General features: G+C 55.6%; 20 protein-coding genes. 2 read left to right on the top strand and 18 right to left on the bottom strand.

Annotated features, from left to right (window positions below; genetic code table 11):
* Positions 1-7: 7 nt before the first annotated feature.
* From nuoN to lrhA, 14 genes are all read right to left on the bottom strand, one after another.
* On the bottom strand, positions 8-1465 hold the full coding sequence (gene nuoN, locus USG84_RS13200; protein WP_061097547.1) for an NADH-quinone oxidoreductase subunit NuoN: 1458 nt from the start codon (positions 1463-1465) through the stop codon (positions 8-10).
* A 6-nt stretch (positions 1466-1471) separates the two neighbouring features.
* Positions 1472-3001, bottom strand: coding sequence for an NADH-quinone oxidoreductase subunit M (gene nuoM / locus USG84_RS13195; protein WP_151413963.1), 1530 nt, complete (start codon positions 2999-3001; stop codon positions 1472-1474).
* A 76-nt stretch (positions 3002-3077) separates the two neighbouring features.
* Entirely contained in the window at positions 3078-4919 is a 1842-nt protein-coding gene (nuoL, locus tag USG84_RS13190) for an NADH-quinone oxidoreductase subunit L (protein ID WP_061097545.1), read from the bottom strand.
* Positions 4916-5218, bottom strand: coding sequence for an NADH-quinone oxidoreductase subunit NuoK (gene nuoK, locus USG84_RS13185; RefSeq protein ID WP_003861496.1), 303 nt, complete (start codon positions 5216-5218; stop codon positions 4916-4918). Before nuoK ends, nuoL begins: the two co-directional genes overlap by 4 nt.
* A complete protein-coding gene (gene nuoJ, locus USG84_RS13180; protein ID WP_008500212.1) occupies positions 5215-5769 on the bottom strand; it encodes an NADH-quinone oxidoreductase subunit J in 555 nt (184 codons plus the stop codon). The genes nuoK and nuoJ overlap by 4 nt, the downstream gene beginning before the upstream one ends.
* Positions 5770-5779: 10 nt before the next feature.
* The gene (gene nuoI, locus USG84_RS13175; RefSeq protein ID WP_003861491.1) at positions 5780-6322 is read right to left on the bottom strand and encodes an NADH-quinone oxidoreductase subunit NuoI; all 543 of its coding nucleotides are present in this window, start codon (positions 6320-6322) and stop codon (positions 5780-5782) included.
* A 13-nt stretch (positions 6323-6335) separates the two neighbouring features.
* On the bottom strand, positions 6336-7313 hold the full coding sequence (gene nuoH, locus USG84_RS13170; protein WP_061097544.1) for an NADH-quinone oxidoreductase subunit NuoH: 978 nt from the start codon (positions 7311-7313) through the stop codon (positions 6336-6338).
* Positions 7310-10033: an NADH-quinone oxidoreductase subunit NuoG gene (gene nuoG / locus USG84_RS13165; protein ID WP_151413962.1), complete on the bottom strand. Its 2724-nt coding sequence runs from the start codon at positions 10031-10033 to the stop codon at positions 7310-7312. Before nuoG ends, nuoH begins: the two co-directional genes overlap by 4 nt.
* Positions 10034-10087: 54 nt before the next feature.
* A complete protein-coding gene (gene nuoF / locus USG84_RS13160) occupies positions 10088-11425 on the bottom strand; it encodes an NADH-quinone oxidoreductase subunit NuoF (RefSeq protein WP_006811381.1) in 1338 nt (445 codons plus the stop codon).
* Complete coding sequence (gene nuoE / locus USG84_RS13155; protein ID WP_008500208.1) at positions 11422-11922, bottom strand: NADH-quinone oxidoreductase subunit NuoE; 501 nt, start codon at positions 11920-11922, stop codon at positions 11422-11424. The genes nuoF and nuoE overlap by 4 nt, the downstream gene beginning before the upstream one ends.
* Positions 11923-11924: 2 nt before the next feature.
* Positions 11925-13727 (bottom strand): NADH-quinone oxidoreductase subunit C/D, encoded by a 1803-nt coding sequence (gene nuoC, locus USG84_RS13150; protein ID WP_028013933.1) that lies wholly within the window; start codon positions 13725-13727, stop codon positions 11925-11927.
* Positions 13728-13816: 89 nt separating this feature from the next.
* Complete coding sequence (gene nuoB, locus USG84_RS13145) at positions 13817-14491, bottom strand: NADH-quinone oxidoreductase subunit NuoB (RefSeq protein ID WP_003861482.1); 675 nt, start codon at positions 14489-14491, stop codon at positions 13817-13819.
* 15 nt (positions 14492-14506) lie between these two features.
* Positions 14507-14947, bottom strand: coding sequence for an NADH-quinone oxidoreductase subunit NuoA (gene nuoA / locus USG84_RS13140; RefSeq protein WP_014171000.1), 441 nt, complete (start codon positions 14945-14947; stop codon positions 14507-14509).
* A 630-nt stretch (positions 14948-15577) separates the two neighbouring features.
* A complete protein-coding gene (gene lrhA, locus USG84_RS13135; protein WP_253542844.1) occupies positions 15578-16516 on the bottom strand; it encodes a transcriptional regulator LrhA in 939 nt (312 codons plus the stop codon).
* A gap of 938 nt (positions 16517-17454) precedes the next feature.
* Here lrhA and alaA point away from each other — a divergent pair.
* Together alaA and yfbR are read left to right on the top strand one after the other, a co-directional pair.
* Entirely contained in the window at positions 17455-18669 is a 1215-nt protein-coding gene (gene alaA, locus USG84_RS13130; protein WP_061097542.1) for an alanine transaminase AlaA, read from the top strand.
* A gap of 95 nt (positions 18670-18764) precedes the next feature.
* Complete coding sequence (yfbR, locus tag USG84_RS13125) at positions 18765-19364, top strand: 5'-deoxynucleotidase (protein ID WP_028013935.1); 600 nt, start codon at positions 18765-18767, stop codon at positions 19362-19364.
* A 54-nt stretch (positions 19365-19418) separates the two neighbouring features.
* On the opposite strand, the gene USG84_RS13120 is transcribed toward yfbR, so the two are convergent.
* The 4 genes from USG84_RS13120 to yfbV all read right to left on the bottom strand — a co-directional run bounded on the left by USG84_RS13120 (position 19419) and on the right by yfbV (position 23040).
* Positions 19419-21251, bottom strand: coding sequence for an SLC13 family permease (locus tag USG84_RS13120; protein ID WP_320738305.1), 1833 nt, complete (start codon positions 21249-21251; stop codon positions 19419-19421).
* A 75-nt stretch (positions 21252-21326) separates the two neighbouring features.
* The gene (locus USG84_RS13115) at positions 21327-21986 is read right to left on the bottom strand and encodes a sugar phosphatase (protein ID WP_151413961.1); all 660 of its coding nucleotides are present in this window, start codon (positions 21984-21986) and stop codon (positions 21327-21329) included.
* 11 nt (positions 21987-21997) lie between these two features.
* Complete coding sequence (locus tag USG84_RS13110) at positions 21998-22492, bottom strand: YfbU family protein (protein WP_003861461.1); 495 nt, start codon at positions 22490-22492, stop codon at positions 21998-22000.
* 92 nt (positions 22493-22584) lie between these two features.
* On the bottom strand, positions 22585-23040 hold the full coding sequence (yfbV, locus tag USG84_RS13105) for a terminus macrodomain insulation protein YfbV (protein ID WP_061097539.1): 456 nt from the start codon (positions 23038-23040) through the stop codon (positions 22585-22587).
* Positions 23041-23322: the final 282 nt, after the last annotated feature.

The following is a 23322-nucleotide window of genomic DNA, read 5'->3' as shown; positions in this document are numbered from 1 at the left end:
TACCGGCTTACATCAGCGGCATCGCTCGCTGCACGATGTCAATCAGCGGCTGCGGATAGATACCGAAGATCAGCACCAGCAGCGCGGAGATAAGCACCACGATACCACCGGCGCTGTACTGCCAGTTGGATGGCGCATCGCGATTGAGCTGCTGAGGCGCGCTCAGGTACAGGCTCACGGCCACGCGCAGGTAGTAGTAGAGACCAATCGCGGAGCCGATAACCACGCCCGCAGTCAGCCACCACAGGTGCGCCTGCACACCAACGGCCAGCACGTAGAACTTACCGATAAAGCCCAGCGTCATCGGGATACCCGCCAGAGAGAGCATCATCACGGTCATTACCGCGGACAGAATTGGACGGTGCCAGAACAGACCACGGTAGGAGAACAGTGAATCGGCATCCGGACCACGGTACGGGCTGGACATCAGGCTCACCACGCCGAAGGCGCCGAGGCTGCTGAACAAGTAACCTGCCAGATACACGCCCACGGCTTCCATCGACATCTCACCGCTCTGCAGCGCAATCAGCGCCACCAGCAGGTAGCCCAGATGAGAGATAGACGAGTAGCCCAGCAGACGCTTGATGTTGGTCTGGCTCAGCGCCATCAGGTTACCGAAGATGATGGAGACGAACGCGATGATGCCCAGCACCACGCGAACGGCTTCGCTGTCACCCACCGGTGCGTACAGGAACAGACGCATGACCACACCGAAGATAGCGATTTTGCTCGCCGTCGCCAGGAAGGTCGACACCGGAGCCGGAGCGCCCTGGTAGACGTCTGGCGTCCACAGGTGGAACGGAACCAGAGAGAGCTTGAAGCCGAGGCCAACGATCATCATGCCCAGACCTGCCAGCAGCAGCGGCTCATGCAGCATGCCGTCGCCGAGGCTCTTACCGAGCGCCATGAAGGAGAGGTTACCGGACTGTGCGTACAGCAGCGCAATACCAAACAGCAGGAAGGAGGACGCAGCAGCAGACAGAATGGTGTACTTGATGCTCGCTTCCAGAGAGCGCTTCTGACGGAAGGCGTAACCAATCAGGCCGAACAGCGGCAGAGAGATCAGCTCAATGCCGAGGAACAGCGCGGCCAGATGGTTGGCATTCGCCAGCAGAATGCCGCCCAGCGCGGCAATCAGAACCAGCAGGTAAAACTCTTCTTTGTTGTCGTTGTAGCCTTCAAGCCACGGGTACGCAAAGGTACAGGTTGCCAGGCTCGCCAGCAGCACCAGACCGGTGTAAAGCATGGCATAGCCGTCAACGCGCATCAGCGGGGTGACGTCCATCGCCCCGCCCTGGCCAACAAACCAGAGAGAGACTAACGCGGCGTTCAGGCCGATGACCGACAGCGTGGCATTCAGGAAGTGATTGCGTCGCCACGCAATGGAGAGCATCACAACCACCACCGTCAATCCGACGATCAGCAGCGGTAGCAGCGCGATCAGTTGTTGTGGAGTTATTGTCATGGCGAATTACGGCCTTGTAGTAGAAGCAGAATTAACAAACCACTGCTGGATGTTACCCATCGCGCTGTGCGAGGTATCCAGAATCGGCTGCGGGAAGAAGCCCAGCAGCACCAGCAGTACGACCAGCAGCAGGATGATGAACAGCTCGCGCAGCGACATCCCCGGCAGTTCTTGTGCAGCAATTTCGCTCTTCGCTTTACCGAAGTAAGCGCGGTGCAGCATCGCCAGCGAGTAGACGGAAGCGAACACCAGACCAAAGGTGGAGATCACGGTAATTACCGGTACCACTTTGAAGCTGCCGAACAGAATCATAAATTCGCCGACGAAGTTACCGGTGCCCGGCATCCCCAGGGTAGCCACCGCGAAGAACATGGACAGCGCTGGCAGCCATTTAATTTTGCTCCACAGGCCGCCCATCATGCGCATGTCGCGGGTATGCAGACGTTCGTACAGCTGACCGCACAGAATGAAGAGACCGGCTGCGGACAGACCGTGCGCAATCATCTGGATCACCGCGCCCTGGTACGCCAGCTGGCTGCCGGTGTAGATAGCAATCAGCACGAAGCCCATGTGGGAAACGGAGGTGTAAGCAATCAGACGCTTGATATCGTACTGCGTGAAGGCCATCCAGGCACCGTAGAAGATACCGATCACACCCAGCCACATAGCAATCGGTGCGAATTCCGCGGAGGCGTTCGGGAACAGCGGCAGTGCGAAGCGCAGCAGACCGTAGGCCGCCGTTTTCAGCAAGATGCCCGCCAGGTCAACGGAACCCGCCGTTGGTGCCTGGGAGTGCGCGTCTGGCAGCCAGCCGTGCAGCGGAACCACCGGCATTTTCACCGCGAAGGCGATGAAGAAGCCCAGCATCAGCAGGTATTCAACGCCGTGGGACATCGGGGTCTTCAGCAGGTCTTCGTAGTTGAAGGTCCAGGTGCCGGTTGCGCTGTGGTGAACAAACACCAGCGCCAGAATAGCAATCAGCATTACCAGACCGCTCGCCTGGGTATAGATGAAGAACTTGGTTGCCGCCGTGATACGCGTTTTACCGTCGGACGCCTTATGGCCCCACAGCGCGATCAGGAAGTACATCGGCACCAGCATCATCTCCCAGAAGAAGAAGAACAGGAACATGTCGATGGCAAGGAACACGCCGATCACGCCGCCCAGGATCCACATCAGGTTCAGGTGGAAGAAGCCCTGGTATTTTTCGATTTCTCGCCAGGAGCAAAGTACCGCCAGAACGCCGAGCAGACCGGTCAGCACTACCATCAGCAGCGACAGACCGTCAATCGCCAGGTGGATCGTAATGCCGAAACGTGGGATCCACGGCAGGATGAACTCAGACTGCCACTGCGGAATGCCCGCAGACTGGGTCAGTGAGTAACCGCCCTGCAACCACAGTTGCAGGCCAAGCGCGAGCGTCAATCCCATGGTGATCAGCGCGATCCAGCGCGGCATCTTCACGCCAAAGCGTTCGGTCTGCCAGCACAGGAAGCCGCCGATGAAGGGAATTAATATTAGCCAGGGTAGTAACATGGCGATTTACATTCCTTTTTAAGGCCCCCTGCGGGGGCCTGATTTTCAACGAATTCGAATAAAATTCACTTAACGATCAACGCAATACCATCAGCAGCGCCAGCACGACAACCGCACCGATGCTCATGGACGCCACATACCAGCGCAGGTAGCCGTTCTCGCTGTACAGCAGGCCTTTACCTGCAAAGCGGGAAAGGATCGCCGGGATGTTCATCAGGCTGTTCAACGGGTCGCGTTTCAGCAGCCACGCAATGCCCAGGAACGGCTTAACGAAGATCATGTCGTACAGCCAGTCGAAGCCCCACGCGTTGTACCACCAGGTGCCCAGCAGACGGCCCGGCGCGCTGTTGGCAACGGCGGTTACCAGCGTACGTTTGCCCAGCCACAGCCATGCCGCAATCAGGATGCCCGCGATAGCGACCACACCGGAGGTGATTTCAAGCGTCAGAACGCGACCGTGCTCAAGCTCGGTGGTGTCTGGCAGTACGCCCTGCAGCGGTGGCACAATCATCGCGCCAACGAAGGTGGAGAGTACCAGCAGCACAATCAGCGGCAGGTGGTGGGTAATCCCCTTCCCTGCGTGAGCGTGAATTTGTTCTTTACCGTGGAATACGATGAAAATCATACGGAAGGTATACAGGGAGGTCATGAACGCACCGACCAGACCCGCAACCATCAGATTGATATGACCATTCGCCATGGCACCCGCAAGGATTTCGTCCTTACTGAAGAAGCCCGCGGTAATCAGCGGCAGTGCCGCCAGCGCCGCGCCGCCCACCAGGAAGCAGACATAGACCAGCGGGATGGACTTACGCAGTCCGCCCATCTTGAAGATGTTCTGCTCGTGATGGCAGGCCAGAATGACGGAACCGGATGAGAGGAACAGCAGCGCTTTAAAGAACGCGTGCGTCATCAGGTGGAAAATGGCCGCGTCCCACGCCTGAACGCCCAGCGCCAGGAACATGTAGCCAATCTGGCTCATTGTGGAGTACGCGAGCACGCGTTTGATGTCGGTCTGCACCAGCGCGGCAAAGCCTGCCAGCACCAGCGTGACCGCACCGACGATACCCACCAGATGCAGAATTTCCGGAGTCATCAGGAACAGGCCATGAGTACGCGCAATCAGGTAAACACCGGCGGTTACCATGGTCGCAGCGTGGATCAGCGCGGAGACCGGGGTTGGACCCGCCATCGCGTCTGCCAGCCATGTCTGCAGCGGCAGCTGCGCGGATTTACCCACGGCACCACCCAGCAGCATCAGCGTCGCCCACCACAGCATGTTGTTGCCTGCTTCGAAGTGCGCCGGCGCCAGTTCCACCATTTCGCGGAAGTTCAGCGTGCCCAGTTCGTTGTAGAGAATGAACAGCGCGAACGCGAGGAAGACGTCACCCACGCGGGTCACGACGAACGCTTTCATGGCCGCTGCGCCATTCTTCGGATCGGTGTAGTAGAAACCGATCAGCAGGTAAGAACACAGACCCACGCCTTCCCAGCCCAGATACATCAGCAGCAGGTTATCGGCCAGCACCAGAACGACCATGCTGGCGATAAACAGGTTGGTGTAGGCGAAGAAGCGGGAGTATCCCTCTTCACCGCGCATGTACCAGGAGGCGAACATGTGGATCAGGAAGCCGACGCCGGTAACCACGGAGAGCATGGTCAGCGAGAGGCCGTCCAGTACCAGGTTGAAACCGATGTTGAAATCACCGACCGACATCCAGGTCCACAGCGGCACGCTGAAAGGCTGGCGTCCGTTGTTGAAGAAGTCGATACCCGCATACGCTGTGACCAGCGCGGCCAGACCGACAGAGCCCATGCCAACGGTCGCGGACAGATTCTCAGACCAGCGGCCGCGAGAAAACGCCAGCAGCACGAAGCCAATCAGCGGAAAAATAATGGTTAAGGCAAGCATGTTCATCCACGCAACTCACTTACTGAATCGATGTTCAGATTCTGGCGGCGACGATGGAGCTGCAGTAACAGCGCCAGGCCAATACTCGCTTCGGCAGCCGCGAGGCTGATGGCGAGAATGTACATCACCTGACCATCGGTCTGGCCCCAGTAGCTTCCGGCGACCACAAAGGCCAGCGCGGAGGCGTTAATCATGATTTCCAGGCCGATCAGCATAAACAGCAGATTGCGGCGGATAACCAGACCGGTCAGACCCAGAACGAATAAAATCGCAGCGAGGATCAGTCCATGTGTTAAGGGGATCATGCGCGCTCCTCCGTTTTTCTTTTCGCGCGGTCGTCAGTGCGGTTGCTCAGCACCTCGCCAGCACGCTCTTCGCGGCCAACGTGGAAAGCCACAACCAGGCCTGCCAGCAGCAGCATAGAGGCCAGTTCCACCGCCAGAACGTATGGGCCAAAGAGCGTGATACCCACCTCTTTCGCGCCAATTGGCGTGCCGTCGATGCCCTGATCGTTAACACCCAGAATGGCGTAAACGATCACCACCAGCATGATGGCCGACAAAATCGCCGGGCCAATCCACACCTGCGGTTTTAACCACTGACGTTCCTGCTCAATTTCAGAGCCGCCCAGGTTCAGCATCATCACAACGAAGACGAACAGCACCATGATGGCCCCGGCGTAAACGATGATTTCCAGCGCACCGGCGAAGTGCGCGCCCAGCGCGAAGAACACCCCGGAAATAGCCAGCAGCGAGATGATTAAGTACAGCAGCGCATGCACCGGATTGGTGTGCGTAATCACTCGCAGCGTGGCCAGGATGGCGATAAGGCCACAGATATAAAAAGCGAATTCCATTGCCCTCTCCTTACGGTAACAGGCTCTTGACGTCGATAGGCTTAGCTTCGTTCTCTGCTTCGCCCTTATCTTTGCCGTCGATTGCCATACCCGCCATCCGGTAGAAGTTATATTCCGGGTATTTGCCCGGACCGGAAATCAGCAGATCCTCTTTCTCGTACACCAGGTCCTGACGCTTGTACTCACCCAGCTCGAAGTCTGGAGTCAGCTGAATCGCCGTGGTTGGGCACGCTTCTTCACACAGACCGCAGAAGATGCAGCGTGAGAAGTTGATGCGGAAGAACTCAGGGTACCAGCGGCCGTCTACCGTCTCTGCTTTCTGCAGAGAGATACAGCCAACCGGACACGCTACCGCACACAGGTTACAGGCAACGCAGCGCTCGGAGCCGTCCGGGTCGCGCGTCAGCACGATACGGCCACGGTAGCGCGGCGGCAGATATACCGGCTCTTCCGGGTACATCCGGGTTTCGCGTTTAGCAAACGCGTGCAGGCCGATCATCCAGATACTGCGTACCTGGGTACCGAAGCCTACCAGTAATTCTTTTAAGGTCATGGTCTATAGCCCCTTATGGCTGCTGCCAGAGAATGACAGCTGCCGTTACCAACAAGTTGACGAGCGTCAGCGGCAGGCACACTTTCCAGCCGAAGGACATTACCTGGTCATAACGTGGACGCGGTAACGCTGCGCGAATCAAAATGAACATCATCATGAAGAACGCGGTTTTCAGCGCGAACCAGATGAACGGCGGTAAGAACGGGCCATGCCAGCCACCAAAGAACAGCGTTACCATCAACGCGGAAATGGTGACGATACCGATGTACTCGCCCACGAAGAACAGACCGAACTTCATACCGGAATATTCGATGTGGTAACCGTCGGCCAGTTCCTGTTCGGCTTCTGGCTGGTCAAACGGGTGACGGTGACACACGGCCACGCCCGCGATAGCAAAGGTAATAAACCCAAAGAACTGCGGGATAACGTTCCAGATGTCGGCCTGGTTGTTGACGATGTCGGTCATGTTGAATGAACCGGCCTGCGCCACCACGCCCATCAGGGAAAGACCCAGGAACACTTCGTAGCTCAGCGTCTGCGCGGAAGCACGCATCGCGCCCAGCAGCGAGTATTTGTTGTTACTGGACCAGCCTGCGAACAGCACCGCGTAAACCGCGAGGCCTGCCATCATCAGGAAGAACAGAATGCCGATGTTCAGGTCAGCGACCACCCAGGTCGGGCTGACCGGAACGATAGCAAACGCCAGCAGCAGCGAGGTGAAGGCGATCATCGGTGCCAGAGTAAAGATCACGCGGTCAGAGAAGCGCGGAACCCAGTCCTCTTTAAAGAACATCTTGATCATGTCCGCCACCAGCTGGAGTGAACCACCCCAGCCCACGCGGTTCGGCCCGTAACGGTTCTGGAACAGACCGAGCAGACGACGTTCACCAAAGCTCATGAACGCGCCGCAGGTGACCACCACCAGCAGGATAACAATCGCTTTCAGAATGCTCAGCAGGATGTCGATAAGATCCGGCGTTAACCAACTCATGCTTTTGCCTCCTGCAGATTATCAAGACGCGCACCCGCCAGAACCGGCGCGATGCCAGGCATACCCATCGGCAGACCCACCTGCCCTGCTGTCAGGCTTTCAGAGATAATCAGCGGCAGGCTGATTGTCTGGCCGTCATAGCTAAAGGCGATGTTCGCACCCGCGTTAACGCCAAGCTTCGCGGCATCCGCCGTGTTGAGCTTGATGTAAGGCTGCGGCATACGGGTCTGGAAGACCGGTGAACGCTGGGACAGCTCGTCGCTACCGAACAGATGGTAGTACGGCGCAATACGCCACTGACCATCCTGAGCCTGGAAGCTCGCCGGTACGCTGGTGAAGAAGTCCAGTCCGGTTTCGGAGGCTTCAATCAGACGCACGCCCGGATCGCCGTGGCGCAGGGAGCCGCCCACTTCAGCCTGGAACTTGTTCCACGCCTGCGGGGAGTTCCAGCCCGGAGCCCATGCGAACGGGATTTGCGAACGCGGCGCAGACGGCTGGTTGTTCCCTTCCATGGAGAAGGCGAACATGGTGTCTTTATCCTGCGGCTGGCGCGGTTCGTGCACGCTGATGTTAGCGCGCATCGCGGTACGGCCGCTGTAGCGGTGCGGTTCACGTGCCAGCTTCTGGCCACGAATGCGGAAGCTTGCTTCAGGTGCGGCATCTTTAATGCCTGCCAGCTGAGGCAGTTTTTCGACTACCGCGTCGATAACGTGGTCGAGCTGCGTCCAGTCCACTTCACGGCTCTGCACGGTGCTGTGCAGGGAGTGCAGCCAGCGCCAGCTTTCCAGCATCACGGTGTTGCTGTCGTAGTACGCCGGGTCGTAAACCTGGAAGAAACGCTGGGCGCGGCCTTCGTTGTTGATAACCGTACCGTCGCTTTCTGCGAAGCTTGCCGCAGAGAGCACCAGGTGCGCTTTGTCCATGATCGCGGTGCGCTGATGGTCAATGACCATCACCAGCGGCGCTTTGGAGAGCGCGGCGTCAACTCGAGCGGCAGAAGCGTGGCGATGCAGGTCATTTTCCAGCACCACAACGGCGTCAGCGGAACCGGACTCCAGTTCGCTTAACGCTTCTTCCAGCGAACCGCCGCCAATCATCCCCAGACCGATGCTGTTCACCGCACGGGCAATCATCGTCACGCCAACGTCCGCACCGCGGCCTTTCAGGGCTTTGGCAACGTTGGCTGCCGCCTGAATAATCTCCGCGCTGCCGGCGTTGGTACCGGAAATAATCAGCGGTTTCTTCGCGCCCGCCAGGGCCTGAACAATCACGTCGACCTTGTTTTGCAGATCGCGATCCAGCTCGACGGCCGGAGAGTTGCTGTCCAGCGCGTGGGCAATCGCAAAGCCAAGGCGCGCCTGATCTTCAACCGGCGCGCAGTAGGTCCACGCGGCGATATCGTCCAGGCGGGTGTTGTCGACGTTGGTCACAAACAGAGGATGCTTCGCGCGCTGGCCGATGTTAAGGATTGCCGCAATCTGCCAGTCAGCCACTTTCTGTGCCGCTGCCATCTCGCGCGCTTTGCCCTTCACCGCCTGACGAACCGCCAGAGCCGCGCGTGCACCGGTCTGCGTCAGGTCTTCACCCAGCACCAGAACCGCATCGTAAGATTCAATTTCGCGCAGCGCAGGGGTATGAATACCGCCTTCGCGCAGCACTTTTAGTACCAGCTGCAGACGCTCCTGCTCGCCCTGAGCGATACCGGTATAGAAGTTTTCTGCCCCAACCAGCTCGCGCAGCGCAAAGTTGCTTTCGATGCTGGCGCGCGGGGAGCCGATACCGATCACTTTCTTCGACTGGCGCAGAATATCTGCCGCGCCCTGCATCGCCTGCTCGGCGTTCAGGGTAATGAAGTCGTCGCCACGGCGCTGAACCGGCTGACGCGGACGGTCTTTCAGGTTCACATAGCCATAGCCGAAACGACCGCGGTCGCACAGGAAGTAGTGGTTTACGGTACCGTTGTAGCGGTTTTCGATACGGCGCAGTTCGCCGTAACGTTCACCCGGGCTGGTGTTACAGCCGAGGGAGCACTGCTGGCAGATGCTAGGTGCAAACTGCATGTCCCATTTACGGTTGTAGCGCTCGGAGTGGGTTTTATCAGTGAATACGCCGGTCGGGCAGATTTCTACCAGGTTACCGGAGAATTCGCTCTCCAGCGTACCGTCTTCCGGACGACCGAAGTAGACGTTGTCATGCGCGCCGTACACGCCCAGATCCTGACCGTCTGCATAGTCTTTGTAGTAACGCACGCAGCGGTAGCAGGCGATGCAGCGGTTCATTTCGTGAGAGATGAACGGCCCCAGATCCTGGTTACGGTGGGTACGTTTAGTAAAGCGATAGCGACGGAAGCTGTGACCGGTCATCACGGTCATATCCTGAAGGTGGCAGTTACCGCCCTCTTCGCAAACCGGACAGTCGTGCGGGTGGTTGGTCATCAACCACTCCACCACGCTTTCGCGGAACTGTTTGGCTTCTTCGTCATCAATCGAAATAAAGGTGCCTTCGGTGGCTGGCGTCATACAGGACATCACCAGGCGACCACGCGTGTCTTCCGCGTTTTGATATTGCTTCACCGCACACTGGCGGCAAGCACCGACGCTGCCCAGCGCCGGATGCCAGCAAAAGTACGGAATATCGAGGCCAAGAGACAGACAAGCTTCCAGCAGGTTGTCCGCCCCGTTGACTTCGTATTCTTTGCCGTCTACATGAATCGTAGCCATTAGCATGCTTCCAGTTGGCTCGGCCGAAACCGAGCGTTAATCAAAATTCTGTTTTTACCAGCGCGCTTTCAGCAGGTTCGGCTGAATACCATTGATTGAATGGGTATTGCTGAACGGCTGCTTGATGCCTGCTTCGAATTCGTCGCGGAAATATTTAATCGCGCTCTGCAGCGGCTCGACGGCACCCGGTGCGTGGGCGCAGAAGGTTTTGCCTGGCCCTAAGAATCGACACAGTTGCTCAAGCGTCTCGATATCGCCCGGCTGGCCTTCGCCACGCTCGATAGCGCGCAGGATCTTCACGCTCCACGGCAGACCGTCACGGCACGGTGTACACCAGCCGCAGGACTCGCGAGCAAAGAATTCTTCCAGGTTACGCACCAGCGAGACCATGCCGATCTCGTGGTCGACGGCCATCGCCAGCGCCGTACCCAGACGGCTGCCTGCTTTACCAATGCTTTCGAATTCCATCGGCAGGTCAAGGTGGGCTTCGGTCAGGAAGTCCGTCCCTGCCCCACCCGGCTGCCAGGCTTTGAATTTCAGGCCATCGCGCATGCCGCCGGCGTAGTCTTCAAGAATTTCACGTGCGGTGGTACCGAACGGCAGTTCCCAGACGCCAGGATTCTTCACGCGACCGGAGAAGCCCATCAGCTTGGTACCGGCATCTTTGCTTGAGGAAATGCCCTGATACCACTCCACGCCGTTCGCGAGGATAGCCGGGACGTTACACAGGGTTTCGACGTTGTTGACGCAGGTCGGTTTACCCCAGACGCCGGAGCTTGCCGGGAACGGTGGCTTGGAACGCGGGTTCGCACGGCGGCCTTCAAGGGAGTTAATCAGCGCGGTTTCTTCACCGCAGATGTAACGACCGGCGCCGGTGTGCACGAACAGTTCGAAGTCAAAGCCGGTGCCCAGGATGTTTTTACCCAGCAGGCCCGCTTCTGTCGCTTCGGCAATCGCGCGACGCAGGTTTTCTGCCGCTTCGATGTACTCACCGCGCAGGAAGATGTAGCCACGGTACGCTTTCAGCGCAAACGCGGAGATCAGCATGCCTTCCACCAGCAGGTGCGGCAGTTGTTCCATCAGCAGGCGGTCTTTATAGGTGCCCGGCTCCATTTCATCGGCGTTACACAGCAGGTAACGGATGTTCATGGATTCGTCTTTCGGCATCAGGCTCCACTTCAGGCCGGTGGAGAAGCCCGCACCGCCGCGCCCTTTCAGGCCGGAATCTTTTACCGCGTTAACGATGTCGTCCGGTGCCATGCCGCCAAGGGCTTTACGCGCACCGGCATAGCCGTTTTTGCTCTGGTATTCGTCAAGCCATACCGGCTGTTTGTCATCGCGCAGACGCCAGGTCAGCGGATGCGTCTCAGCAGTACGAATTACAGTTTTCATTTGTACTGCTCCAGCAGGTCAGGAATCGCTTCCGGCGTCAGATGGCTGTGAGTGTCCTCATCAATCATCATGGTCGGCCCCTTGTCGCAGTTACCCAGGCAGCAGGTTGGCAGCAGAGTAAAGCGTCCATCGAACGTGGTCTGGCCCGGCTTGATATTGAGCTTCTTCTCAATCGCAGCCTGAATGCCCTGATAGCCGGTGATGTGGCAGACAACGCTGTCACAGTAGCGGATCACATGGCGGCCTACCGGCTGACGGAAGATCTGGCTGTAGAACGTGGCTACGCCCTCTACGTCACTGGCCGGAATACCCAGCACTTTCGCGATCGCATAGATCGCCCCATCCGGCACCCAACCACGCTGTTTCTGTACGATTTTCAGCGCTTCAATGGACGCCGCACGCGGGTCTTCGTAGTGGTGCATCTCGTGCTCAATCGCGGCACGCTCTGCTTCACTCAGCTCAAAAGCCTCGGTTTGTGGTTGTTGATTCTCGTGCATAATTAGCGGTCCACATCTGACATAACAAAATCGATACTACCCAGATACACAATCAGGTCGGAGACCAGACTGCCGCGGATGGCGGACGGGATCTGCTGCAGGTGCGCAAAGCTCGGCGTACGCACGCGGGTACGGTAGCTCATGGTGCTGCCGTCGCTGGTCAGGTAGTAACTGTTAATACCCTTGGTCGCTTCAATCATCTGGAAGGATTCTTGCGCCGGCATGACCGGGCCCCAGGAAACCTGCAGGAAGTGGGTGATCAGGGTTTCGATATGCTGCAGCGTGCGCTCTTTCGGCGGCGGCGTGGTCAGCGGGTGATCCGCTTTGAACGGGCCTTCCGGCATGTTGTTGAGGCACTGCTCAAGGATGCGCAGACTCTGGCGCAGCTCTTCCACTTTCAGCATCACGCGGGTGTAGCAGTCGGACACGCCGCCGCCAACCGGGACTTCAAAGTCGAAGTTCTCGTAGCCAGAGTAAGGACGGGCTTTACGCACGTCGAAATCAATACCGGTCGCGCGCAGGCCAGCACCTGTAGTACCCCACTCCAGCGCTTCTTTCGCGCCGTAGGCAGCAACGCCCTGGGAACGGCCTTTCAGGATGGTGTTGCGCAGAGCGGCTTTCTCGTAAGAGGCCAGACGTTTCGGCATCCAGTCGAGGAACTCACGCAGCAGGCGGTCCCAGCCGCGCGGCAGATCGTGCGCCACGCCGCCGATACGGAACCATGCCGGGTGCATACGGAAACCGGTAATCGCTTCCACCAGATCGTAGATTTTTTGACGATCGGTAAAGGCGAAGAAGACCGGGGTCATCGCGCCGACGTCCTGAATGAACGTGGAGATGTACAGCAGGTGGCTGTTGATGCGGAACAGTTCTGACAGCATAACGCGAATCACGTTAACGCGATCCGGTACGGTGATGCCTGCCAGTTTCTCAACGGCCAGCACGTATGGCATTTCGTTTACGCAGCCGCCGAGGTACTCGATACGGTCGGTATACGGAATGTAGCTGTGCCAGGACTGACGCTCGCCCATCTTCTCAGCACCGCGGTGGTGGTAACCGATGTCAGGGACGCAGTCGACAATCTCTTCGCCATCAAGCTGAAGAATAATACGGAATGCACCGTGCGCAGACGGGTGGTTCGGACCGAGGTTGAGGAACATGAAGTCCTCGTTTTCGGTACCGCGCTTCATGCCCCAGTCCTCCGGCTTGAAGGTCAGCGCTTCCATCTCCAGATCCTGCTTGGCTTTGGTCAGCTCAAACGGATCGAATTCAGTCGCACGTGCCGGGTAGTCTTTACGCAGCGGGTGGCCGGTCCAGGTCTGCGGCATCATGATGCGCGTCAGGTGCGGGTGGCCGTCGAAGGTCATGCCGAACATTTCCCAGGTTTCACGCTCGTACCAGTTGGCGTTCGGGAAAAGTTTGGTGATCGTCGGCAGATGCATATCGTTTTCAGACAATGCCACCTTGAGCATGATATCCGTGTTGCGGTCTATTGAGATCAGGTGGTAGAAAACGGAAAAATCCGCAGCAGGGAGGCCCTGGCGGTGAGTACGCAGACGTTCGTCCATGCCGTGTAAGTCAAACAGCATGACGTAAGGTTTTGGCAATTTCTTGAGGAAATCGACAACTTCCAGCAATTGTTCACGCTTCACCCAAACAACGGGTACCCCGGTGCGGGTCGCCTGAACGGTAAAGGCATCCGGCCCAAAACGGTTGCGCAGTTCGCCAATGACGGGGTCATCAAGATGATCCCGGGTCTGCCAGGCGGCTTCTTGCGCGGTTAAGTCGGTCATATTGTTCACCATTGCAAATGGTCCGTGGTGACTGTTAAGCCTGGCTTCGCGCTATTTGAGTAGTGATATGCGAAGGTTTTCTCCAGGCCTACAGGCGCAAATTAAATTTCGTCAGGCGTACGCAGGTTGGTGACGGCAATACGTTCACCACGTTTACGCTCGCGCTCGGACTGCATGTTCGCGCGATAGACACCCTGATCGCCAACAACCCATGAGAGTGGGCGACGTTCTTTACCGATAGACTCCTGCAGCAGCATCAGCGCCTGCATATAGGCTTCTGGACGCGGCGGGCAGCCCGGGATGTAAACATCCACCGGAATGAACTTATCAACGCCCTGCACAACGGAATAAATGTCGTACATACCGCCAGAGTTTGCACATGCGCCCATGGAAATAACCCATTTTGGCTCCAGCATCTGGTCATACAGACGCTGAATAACAGGTGCCATCTTGGTAAAGCAGGTACCGGCCACCACCATCAGGTCAGCCTGACGCGGGGAAGCACGCAGTACCTCGGCCCCAAAACGCGCAACGTCATGCACCGCAGTGAATGACGTCACCATTTCAACGTAGCAGCAAGAAAGGCCAAAGTTGTATGGCCAGATGGAGTTCTTACGACCCCAGTTGACCATATCGTGCATGGCATGTTCGAGTTTGCCCATGTACACGCTTTTGTTGACTTCTTGCTCCAGGGGGTCGGTTACGATCTCCTGTTTTTGCAGGGGGTAACGGTCATTCTCACCGTTAGGATCTATGCGGGTGAGCGTATAATCCATCTTATTGCCTCGCTGTTACTGCTGACGATTAGAGATACTGTTTTCCGGGTTGATGTGTTCACGACGTGAACGCGCAGGCGTCCAGTCAAGCGCGCCAATACGCACCAGATAAACCAGACCGGCCAGTAGCACTAAAATGAAAATTGCGGCCTCGACAAAGCCCACCCAACCACTTTCGCGAATGGAGGTCGACCACGCGAACAGGTAGAGCGCTTCCACGTCGAAGATGACGAAGAACATCGCTACCAGGTAAAACTTGGCAGACAGGCGTAAGCGAGCGGAACCTACTGAATCAATACCTGATTCGAAAGGTGTGTTTTTGTGCCTTGCACGGGCGCGACCGCCCAGGAACCAGCCGCCGACTAACATCAGGCAGCACAGGCCAATGGCTACAATAAGAAAGATTGCGAATGCCCAGTGATGAGCGATGACTTCTGTGGATGTTGACATACTCATTGCTTACTCATCAAAAGTGATACCGATGACACTGCTCTTGCTGGCAGATAGGCATCACATCGATTCATGGGGAGGAACAAATAACCTTACACTAACTGTCAGAAATGGGACGTAGACAGCAAAATGATGGGGTTTTTTACTCCTTTCTATAACCTTTTGTCAACTTTAACAAAGGTTTCTTCACATTAAATTACATCGAGCGATTCTCATTAACATTTGGTGCCCTTTAACCCTGGTGGTTACCTGACTTTTCGTCAAATGCGTGTTGTTGAATCGTGTCCGTTTTGGAAGTAAAAAAAATAACCCTCCTATTTTGACAGGATTTGCCAACGATTCCTCCCCCCAAATAGGAGTATTTTCTTGATCTGAGACACGCTTTTGTTAATTCACCCAAAAAACCGGCAACATATTTGCTGCTTTTTTAACATCAAAGGGTTATGGATGAAGTTAGAACAGAAAGTGAACAGCATTTGAGCAGATGCATTTACCCCATTGATATGTATGATTTATTTATGAAAACCTTGTAACGAGCGAGGATAATATTGGCAAAAAAAAGCCACTGCGTGCGAAAACGGCACGAGTGGCTTTTTTTTACACTTACAATTTGTTACCAGAATTTTGAGCTTTTGATCACTCAAAGTCACCTTCAACGATCAGGGAATCATCCCCCCCTTCGGAGGTAACATGCTCGAACTGCCATGGGTTATGGTAATTTTCCATCGCCTCAAACACCACCTTCGCCAGCTCGTTATGACTGGACGCGTTATGGCAAAGCAGATACTCGGTATCCGGCAGCGCGGGGAGACCATCAGATTTACCGAGAACGCGTAAATCAGGGCTCATCATCTCTACCGGACGGGCCGTTACGCCAAGACCCGCTTTCACGGCGGCACGCACTGCGGGCAGCGTGGACGCTACATAGGCCAGACGCCACGGAATGTTGGCTTCATTTAACGTCGTCAGCACCATATCGCGGAAAGGACTCGGATCGTCCAGTAAAACCAGCGGTACGGGTTCCCCTTTTTGCAGCACATATTCCGCCGCGCAATACCAGTGCGTTGGCGATGTGCGCAAGGTCAGACAATCAAACTGCCCGGGACGATGCGTCGTAACCACAAGGTCGACCTTGTTCTCATTTAACATCTCAACCATAAAGGCGTTACGTTTTACGCTTACATCCAGCGCAAGCTTCGGATAAACCGAGCTAATTCGATTGAGAAGAAACGGCAATATAGTATCCGCTGACTCATCAGATGCCCCTAAGGTTAACACCCCCTGAAGGTTGCTAAACATTAATGACATACATGCTTCATCATTAAAGCGAAGAATTTTCCTGGCATAACCCAGTAGCTGAATACCGTGTTCCGTTAAGAGCTTATTGCGCCCGTGACGGGCAAAAAGCTCTTTCCCAACCAGTTGCTCCAGCCGCTGCATTTGCTGGCTAACGGCGGACTGAGTTCGGCAGACGGCGGCAGCAGCTGCTGCAAAAGTGTTGAGATCGGCGACCGCAACAAACGTTCTCAGCAGATCGAGGTCGAGATTCATTATCGGACGATTTGCATTTATCATATCTATTCACTTTCAGGTTGCTCGTGCGGAGCTGCCCGGGTTGAAGCTGTGTGTAACAGTTAAGCAATTCCTTCTGAAGGTTTTCCCTCGCATCCCGGCCCGGCAGACTGCCTGACAGATAGTTATTGTGCTGCTTTATATCAACAGTCAGAAAGCACGTTTCATGACGTTATTTTTATTCTCTTAAACGTTCAGGATATTTAGATGTTCGCAGGGTTATGTAAATTACATTAAAGGCGTAACACTTTTTCTGCCATCTTTTTCGCAGCGCTGTCAACGTAGCAGGAGATGTTTGACACATTCCAGCCAGAGATAACTCCAACAATAACAATCAATTAAATCGGAAAATCAGTTTCAAATATGCAAAATCACTGCATCTTCCTACTGCTTTCCTTATAGACATCTTAACCCAAATCCACTTTATTTATAAGTCTTATTGCAATATTCAGGATTAAAGGGGTTTGTTAAGCTTCTAAACTAATTTTATTAGAATTAACTAAAGTTGCATTTTGTTGGTTAATAATAAATAAATTTTAATTTAGATTATGGCCATTCATTAATAACACTTAACATTAATTTCACATGATTAACTTTTAGCCGCTCCGGGCTATTACTGCAAGACCCCTTCAACACTCAGGTTTTACGAAAAGTCACCCAGCGTGACTTCTGCTTGTTGTCTGCACGCCTTTTATTTTACAGCAGAACAATATACATATTTCATAGAAATATGCAGCACAATTAACCTTTACTTATGGTTTGCGCGTTACGTTAAGGCAGTAAAAGCGTCAGTCAATAGTAAAAAAGATTCATCACAATTTCGCAGTAAGCACAAAATCTTCTACTGCACACCCTTCAAAACGAAGCGAGGGGGGAGTACATTATTCCGTGCTGACTTCCACGGCAGGGAGCGGCAATAATAGCGAAAAGGTTAAAGGTTCATGTCCCCTATCGAAAAATCCAGCAAGCTTGATAACGTCTGTTATGACATCCGTGGCCCGGTTCTGAAAGAGGCAAAACGCCTTGAAGAAGAAGGCAACAAGGTTCTGAAGCTCAATATTGGTAACCCCGCGCCATTTGGTTTTGAAGCGCCGGATGAAATTCTGGTTGATGTGATCCGCAACCTGCCTACGGCACAAGGCTATTGTGACTCAAAGGGACTTTACTCCGCCCGTAAAGCCATTATGCAGCACTACCAGGCGCGCGGTATGCGTGACGTTACCGTCGAAGATATCTATATCGGCAACGGCGTCTCCGAACTGATCGTTCAGGCCATGCAGGCGCTGCTGAATAGCGGTGACGAAATGCTGGTTCCCGCACCGGATTACCCGCTGTGGACCGCTGCCGTATCGCTCTCCAGCGGTAAAGCGGTACATTATCTTTGCGACGAATCCTCTGACTGGTTCCCGGATCTGGATGACATTCGCGCGAAAATCACGCCTCGCACGCGTGGGATTGTGATCATAAACCCGAACAACCCGACGGGCGCGGTCTATTCAAAAGAGCTGCTGCTGGAGATCGTGGAGATCGCCCGCCAGCACAACCTGATCATCTTCGCTGACGAAATCTACGACAAGATCCTGTATGACGCGGCTCAGCACCACTCTATCGCCGCGCTGGCCCCGGATCTGCTGACCGTCACCTTCAACGGCCTGTCTAAAACCTACCGCGTGGCCGGTTTCCGTCAGGGCTGGATGGTGCTGAACGGCCCGAAAAAACACGCGAAAGGCTATATTGAAGGGCTTGAGATGCTGGCGTCGATGCGTCTTTGCGCCAACGTGCCCGCGCAGCACGCGATCCAGACGGCGCTGGGCGGCTACCAGAGCATCAGCGAGTTTATCGTCCCTGGCGGTCGTCTGTACGAGCAGCGTAACCGCGCATGGGAACTGATCAACGATATCCCGGGCGTCTCCTGCGTGAAGCCGAACGGGGCGCTGTATATGTTCCCGAAAATTGACGCGAAGCGCTTCAATATCCACGACGATCAGAAAATGGTGCTCGATTTCCTGCTGCAGGAAAAAGTGCTGCTGGTTCAGGGGACGGCGTTTAACTGGCCGTGGCCGGACCACGTGCGTATCGTGACCCTGCCGCGCGAAGACGATCTCGAAATGGCCATCAGCCGCTTTGGGCGATTCCTCTCTGGATACCATCAGTAATCTTAAAAATCAGGCTACTTCGGTAGCCTGATTTGCATCTTCCCTCCCCTCCCCGCACAATGAATTCCTGTCGCAGTAAAGACAAAAGGTAACCTATGAGTCAGAGCCATTTCTTTGCCCACCTCTCCCGCCTGAAACTGATCAACCGCTGGCCGCTGATGCGCAACGTGCGTACAGAGAACGTATCTGAGCACAGCCTGCAGGTTGCCATGGTCGCTCATGCGCTGGCTGCCATTAAGAATCGCAAATTTAACGGGCAGGTGAATGCCGAGCGCATCGCGCTGCTGGCGATGTACCACGACGCATCAGAGGTGCTGACCGGAGACCTGCCTACGCCGGTGAAATATTTCAATTCGCAGATTGCTCAGGAATATAAGGCTATCGAGAAGATTGCCCAGCAAAAGCTTATCGAGATGGTGCCCGAAGAGCTGCGCGATATCTTTGAACCGCTCATCGACGAGCATCAGTATACGGAAGATGAAAAGTCGCTGGTCAAGCAGGCCGACGCGCTGTGCGCCTATCTGAAGTGTCTGGAAGAGCTGTCTGCGGGCAATAATGAGTTTTTACTGGCGAAAACGCGCCTGGAAAAAACGCTGGAATCCCGCCGCAGCGAAGAGATGGACTATTTCATGCAGGTATTTGTGCCGAGCTTCCATCTATCGCTGGATGAGATTAGCCAGGATTCACCGTTGTAATTTTTCGCCGGGTGGCGACTTCGCCTTACCCGGCCAGCGCTTCTGCGCTCACGCTTAAAACGGGAATAAAACCGGAATTAACACCACGCACACCACCATCACCAGCACGGTGAACGGCACGCCCAGCTTCACGAAATCGCTGAACTTATAATTCCCCGGCCCCAGCACCAGCGTGTTCACCGGCGATGAAACCGGCGTCATAAACGCCGCGGACGCCGCCATCGCGACCATCATCGCAAACGGGTACGGCGACACGCCCATTGATTTCGCCATCGCCAGCGCAATAGGCGCCATAAGCACCGCCGTCGCGGTGTTCGAGATAAACAACCCTATCGTGGCGCACATGACAAACAGACAGACCATCATCATGTACGGTCCATACCCACCGCCCACGTCCATCAAGCCTTTTACGATCAGATCCACCCCGCCGTTTTTTTGCAGCGCCAGGGCAAAGGGCATCATCCCGACGATAAGAATAATGCTCGGCCAGTGAATGGCTTTATACGCGCTTTCGGCGTCTATGCAGCGGAATTTCCCCATCAGCAGGCAAGCGATGATTGCTGCGACCGGATTGGGGATTTCATCGGTCAGCATCAGCGCCACCATCAACACCAGACAGAAAATCGCGTGGGGTGCCTGGCTGTGCGCCGGGGAGGCGTCGCTCTCCTCGACCGGCATGTTAAGCACCACAAAATCGCGCCCTTTTTGCCCGAGCTGGCTGATTAGCTTCCAGTTACCGACGACGAGAAAGATATCGCCCAGCAGGATCGGCTCATCGACGACGGCCCCTTCCATCGCTACGCCATCGCGCTTCAGCCCAACAACGTTCAGGCCATATCGGGTACGGAACCCCATTTCACGCACGGTTTTACCCAACAGTTCCGATTCCGGTATCAGAGACACTTCGGCCATACCCACATCCAGCGCCTGGTCGGAGAAATACTCCCCGCGCAATACCATCGGCTCCAGCTGCTGTTCGCTGCAGAACTCGCGCAGATCCACCTCGGCGGTAGACATATCGATCAGCAGGACGTCTCGCGCGCGGAATTCCGACACCCCGTTAACGTTGACGATTACCCGGCGAAAACGGCGCCAGCGCTCTACGCCGATCACGTTCGCGCCATAACGCTCGCGCAGCTTCAGGTCATCAAGCCGCTGGCCGATCAGCGGCGAGCCGGGGCGAATGGCCAGGCGGCGCGCCCGCCCGGTGAGGCGGTACTCTTTGATCAGATCGCGGAAGGTGCGTCGCTTCCACCCCTCTTTGTTCTTATCCTGCTTGTCGCCCTTCAGGGCAAAACGGGTCAGCAGCATGTAGACCACGCCCATCGCCAGAATCACCAGCCCAAGCGGGGTGACGCTGAAAAAGCTGAAGCCCTGAAATCCTTCCCGAAGCAGCTCGCTGTTGACGACCAGGTTCGGCGGCGTCGCCACCAGCGTCATCATACCGCTGATCAAACCGGCAAAGCTCAGGGGCATCATCAGGCGCGACGGCGAGCTCTGCATCCGCATGGAGACGCTCAGCACCACCGGGATAAAAATGGCGACCACGCCCGTTGAGCTCATAAACGCTCCCAGACCGGCGACCGTCAGCATCAGGTAGATCAGCATCTTGGTTTCACTGCTGCCGGCCACCTTGACCAGCCACGCGCCCATGATGGTCGCCACGCCGGTGCGCACAAGGCCGTCGCCGATGATAAACAGGGCGGCAATCAGGATAACGTTGGGGTCGCTGAACCCGGAGAAGGCTTCCGGTAGCGTGAGCGTGCCGCTCAGCGCAAACGCGACGATGACAAACAGGGCGACGGCATCCATGCGCACCTTGCCTGTGGCGAAGAGAATAATGGCGATTAAAAGCAGGCTCAGAACCCAGATCAGTTCACCGTTCACAACCTATCCTTGTCAGTGGAAGATGAGAAATTTTGCCATAAAAAAGCCCCAGCAGCGTGGGGCTATATCATGGGATTACATTTTTAGCGAGACGGTTACAACTCCGTCGGGCGCTTTTGACACCGCCAGCGCCGCCAGGGAATGAATCACAAAATCCGCCTCGTCCAGGCGTGGGGACCCCGCCGGAACGTTTACGGCAATGACGTGGCTACCGGCGTTCAGCCCGGCCATCACGCCAGCGGCCGCATCTTCCACCACCACGCACTCTGCAGGCGCGAAGCCCAGCATTTCTGCACCAAGCAGAAAGGCATCCGGCTCCGGCTTGCCGCGTTTGACGCGCTCAGCCGTAATGAATACCTCTGGCTTCGGTAAGCCGGCCGCCTTATGGCGGGCATGAGCGACCGGAACAGAGCCGGAGGTGACGATAGCCCACGGGATCTGCGCTTCGTTCAGATGCTCAAGCAGTTCGCGCGCCCCCGGCAGCGCGGTAATGCCCTCGGTGTCGGTGGCCTCAATCTGCTCCAGGTATTTGAACTCCGCCTGGATCTCTTCCTCAGAACGCTCCGCTAAGAAGTGCCGCAATGAGGTAATGGCCTGTTTGCCATGGATAAAATTCAGCACGTCCTGGTGGTCGATGCCGTGCCGGTCGGCCCAGTGGCACCACGAGCGCTCCACAACCGGCAGTGAATCCACCAGCGTACCGTCCAGATCAAACAGAAAACCTTTACACTGCACACGCACCTCCGTCAGGCATTAATGATTTGTTGAATTTCGTTGCTACTTAAATGGTACTGACGCGGGCAGGCGTGCCACGCGCTCAGCATGCGCTGGTATTTGTCCCACATTGGGGTCTGCGCGTTGAAGCCGTGGGTGCCCGCATCAAAGTGGGTATAACGCCCCTCGGTGTTCACCATAAAGCGAACATAGCTCAGATAGCGCGCTTCCGTCGCTGCGTCAAAGCCTAGGAAGGTCACACGACGTTCGTCAATGGTCTGCTGGTCTTTGAGATTCGTCCAGGACACATGCAGGGCGTGATACATCTCCATAATGTCGATCACGATGCGGCAGGTTTCTTCTTTCAGCTCGCCAAACTCGCGGTCCAGTTCGCGCATTTGCAAACCAAACCCACGTTCGACGATGGTCTGCAGGCGGCTGTAGCGCGCAGCGTTATCGGGATCAAGCATAGTCATCATCTTGTACTGGTTAGACAAAATCAGACGTTGAGCATGGGTCATTTCCATCTTTCGACTCCTGTAGCGCATTGCACTGTAAAAAAAAGACACGGTAACGGTGTGTTACTGTGCCTTCTTTTGTTAGTCGTTTCGATGATCAATCACAAGTCATCGAGGAATGTTTTATCCAGCTGCTTAAAAGCACGCTTTAACGTGTCCGCCAGCGCCTGGTAATCCGGCTTGCCTTCAACCGGGGCCAGCGCCTGCCCGGCCTCCTCCAGTTTTCCACGCACTTCATAAAACCAGTGTAAAATAGAAGGCGGAAGCGGCGTAATGGAGCGTTTGCCTAACCACCACAGCCCCTGCATCGGCAGGCTTAACGCGAAGAGCGCCGTCGCGACGGCAGGGCCAAGCTGTCCACCGAGGGCGATTTGCCAGCACAGGGTAAAGATGGCGACGGGGGGCATAAAGCGAATCGCATAGCGCGTGGCGCGGATAGTGCGATTCTCAATAAACATTGGCGCAAGGCGCTTTTCCATTGGCCACGTCTTTGCGTAATGCTGTCCCCGACGAAACAGACTGAAAAAGTTCACGGACGGGATTTCGGGTGTCGACATGGCTGTACCTCAACTTCACATATAAAAATTAAAATTTTTGTGCAAAACCACAACAGGCTATGACAACGTTCAAAATATTTTGTCATCGCTACCCCGTATCGGGTATCCTGTGCCAGCCTGATAGGGCCGTAGACGAGAAGCATTAACTCGTCAAATTATCGCATATTATGCCATTGGCTGAAAATTGTGCAAAATGGCATAAAATCATAGTTATTTCTTTCATCATGCCAGAATGTTCGTTTGCCATGATGTTAATCATAAATGTCTGAGTCATCATGCGTT

This window comes from Enterobacter sp. 168J2 (assembly GCF_034107265.1).
GTDB classification, from domain to species: domain Bacteria; phylum Pseudomonadota; class Gammaproteobacteria; order Enterobacterales; family Enterobacteriaceae; genus Enterobacter; species Enterobacter nematophilus.
The sequence above is the reverse complement of the archived record's forward strand: the minus strand, read 5'-3'. Positions and strand labels throughout refer to the sequence as shown.

Bases quoted from the DNA above. Each gene is read 5' to 3' on its own strand.
- nuoN (WP_061097547.1), bottom strand. From the start codon at position 1,465: ATGACAATAACTCCACAACAACTGATCGCGCTGCTACCGCTGCTGATC.
- nuoM (WP_151413963.1), bottom strand. From the start codon at position 3,001: ATGTTACTACCCTGGCTAATATTAATTCCCTTCATCGGCGGCTTCCTG.
- nuoL (WP_061097545.1), bottom strand. From the start codon at position 4,919: ATGAACATGCTTGCCTTAACCATTATTTTTCCGCTGATTGGCTTCGTG.
- nuoK (WP_003861496.1), bottom strand. From the start codon at position 5,218: ATGATCCCCTTAACACATGGACTGATCCTCGCTGCGATTTTATTCGTT.
- nuoJ (WP_008500212.1), bottom strand. From the start codon at position 5,769: ATGGAATTCGCTTTTTATATCTGTGGCCTTATCGCCATCCTGGCCACG.
- nuoI (WP_003861491.1), bottom strand. From the start codon at position 6,322: ATGACCTTAAAAGAATTACTGGTAGGCTTCGGTACCCAGGTACGCAGT.
- nuoH (WP_061097544.1), bottom strand. From the start codon at position 7,313: ATGAGTTGGTTAACGCCGGATCTTATCGACATCCTGCTGAGCATTCTG.
- nuoG (WP_151413962.1), bottom strand. From the start codon at position 10,033: ATGGCTACGATTCATGTAGACGGCAAAGAATACGAAGTCAACGGGGCG.
- nuoF (WP_006811381.1), bottom strand. From the start codon at position 11,425: ATGAAAACTGTAATTCGTACTGCTGAGACGCATCCGCTGACCTGGCGT.
- nuoE (WP_008500208.1), bottom strand. From the start codon at position 11,922: ATGCACGAGAATCAACAACCACAAACCGAGGCTTTTGAGCTGAGTGAA.
- nuoC (WP_028013933.1), bottom strand. From the start codon at position 13,727: ATGGTGAACAATATGACCGACTTAACCGCGCAAGAAGCCGCCTGGCAG.
- nuoB (WP_003861482.1), bottom strand. From the start codon at position 14,491: ATGGATTATACGCTCACCCGCATAGATCCTAACGGTGAGAATGACCGT.
- nuoA (WP_014171000.1), bottom strand. From the start codon at position 14,947: ATGAGTATGTCAACATCCACAGAAGTCATCGCTCATCACTGGGCATTC.
- lrhA (WP_253542844.1), bottom strand. From the start codon at position 16,516: ATGATAAATGCAAATCGTCCGATAATGAATCTCGACCTCGATCTGCTG.
- alaA (WP_061097542.1), top strand. From the start codon at position 17,455: ATGTCCCCTATCGAAAAATCCAGCAAGCTTGATAACGTCTGTTATGAC.
- yfbR (WP_028013935.1), top strand. From the start codon at position 18,765: ATGAGTCAGAGCCATTTCTTTGCCCACCTCTCCCGCCTGAAACTGATC.
- USG84_RS13110 (WP_003861461.1), bottom strand. From the start codon at position 22,492: ATGGAAATGACCCATGCTCAACGTCTGATTTTGTCTAACCAGTACAAG.
- yfbV (WP_061097539.1), bottom strand. From the start codon at position 23,040: ATGTCGACACCCGAAATCCCGTCCGTGAACTTTTTCAGTCTGTTTCGT.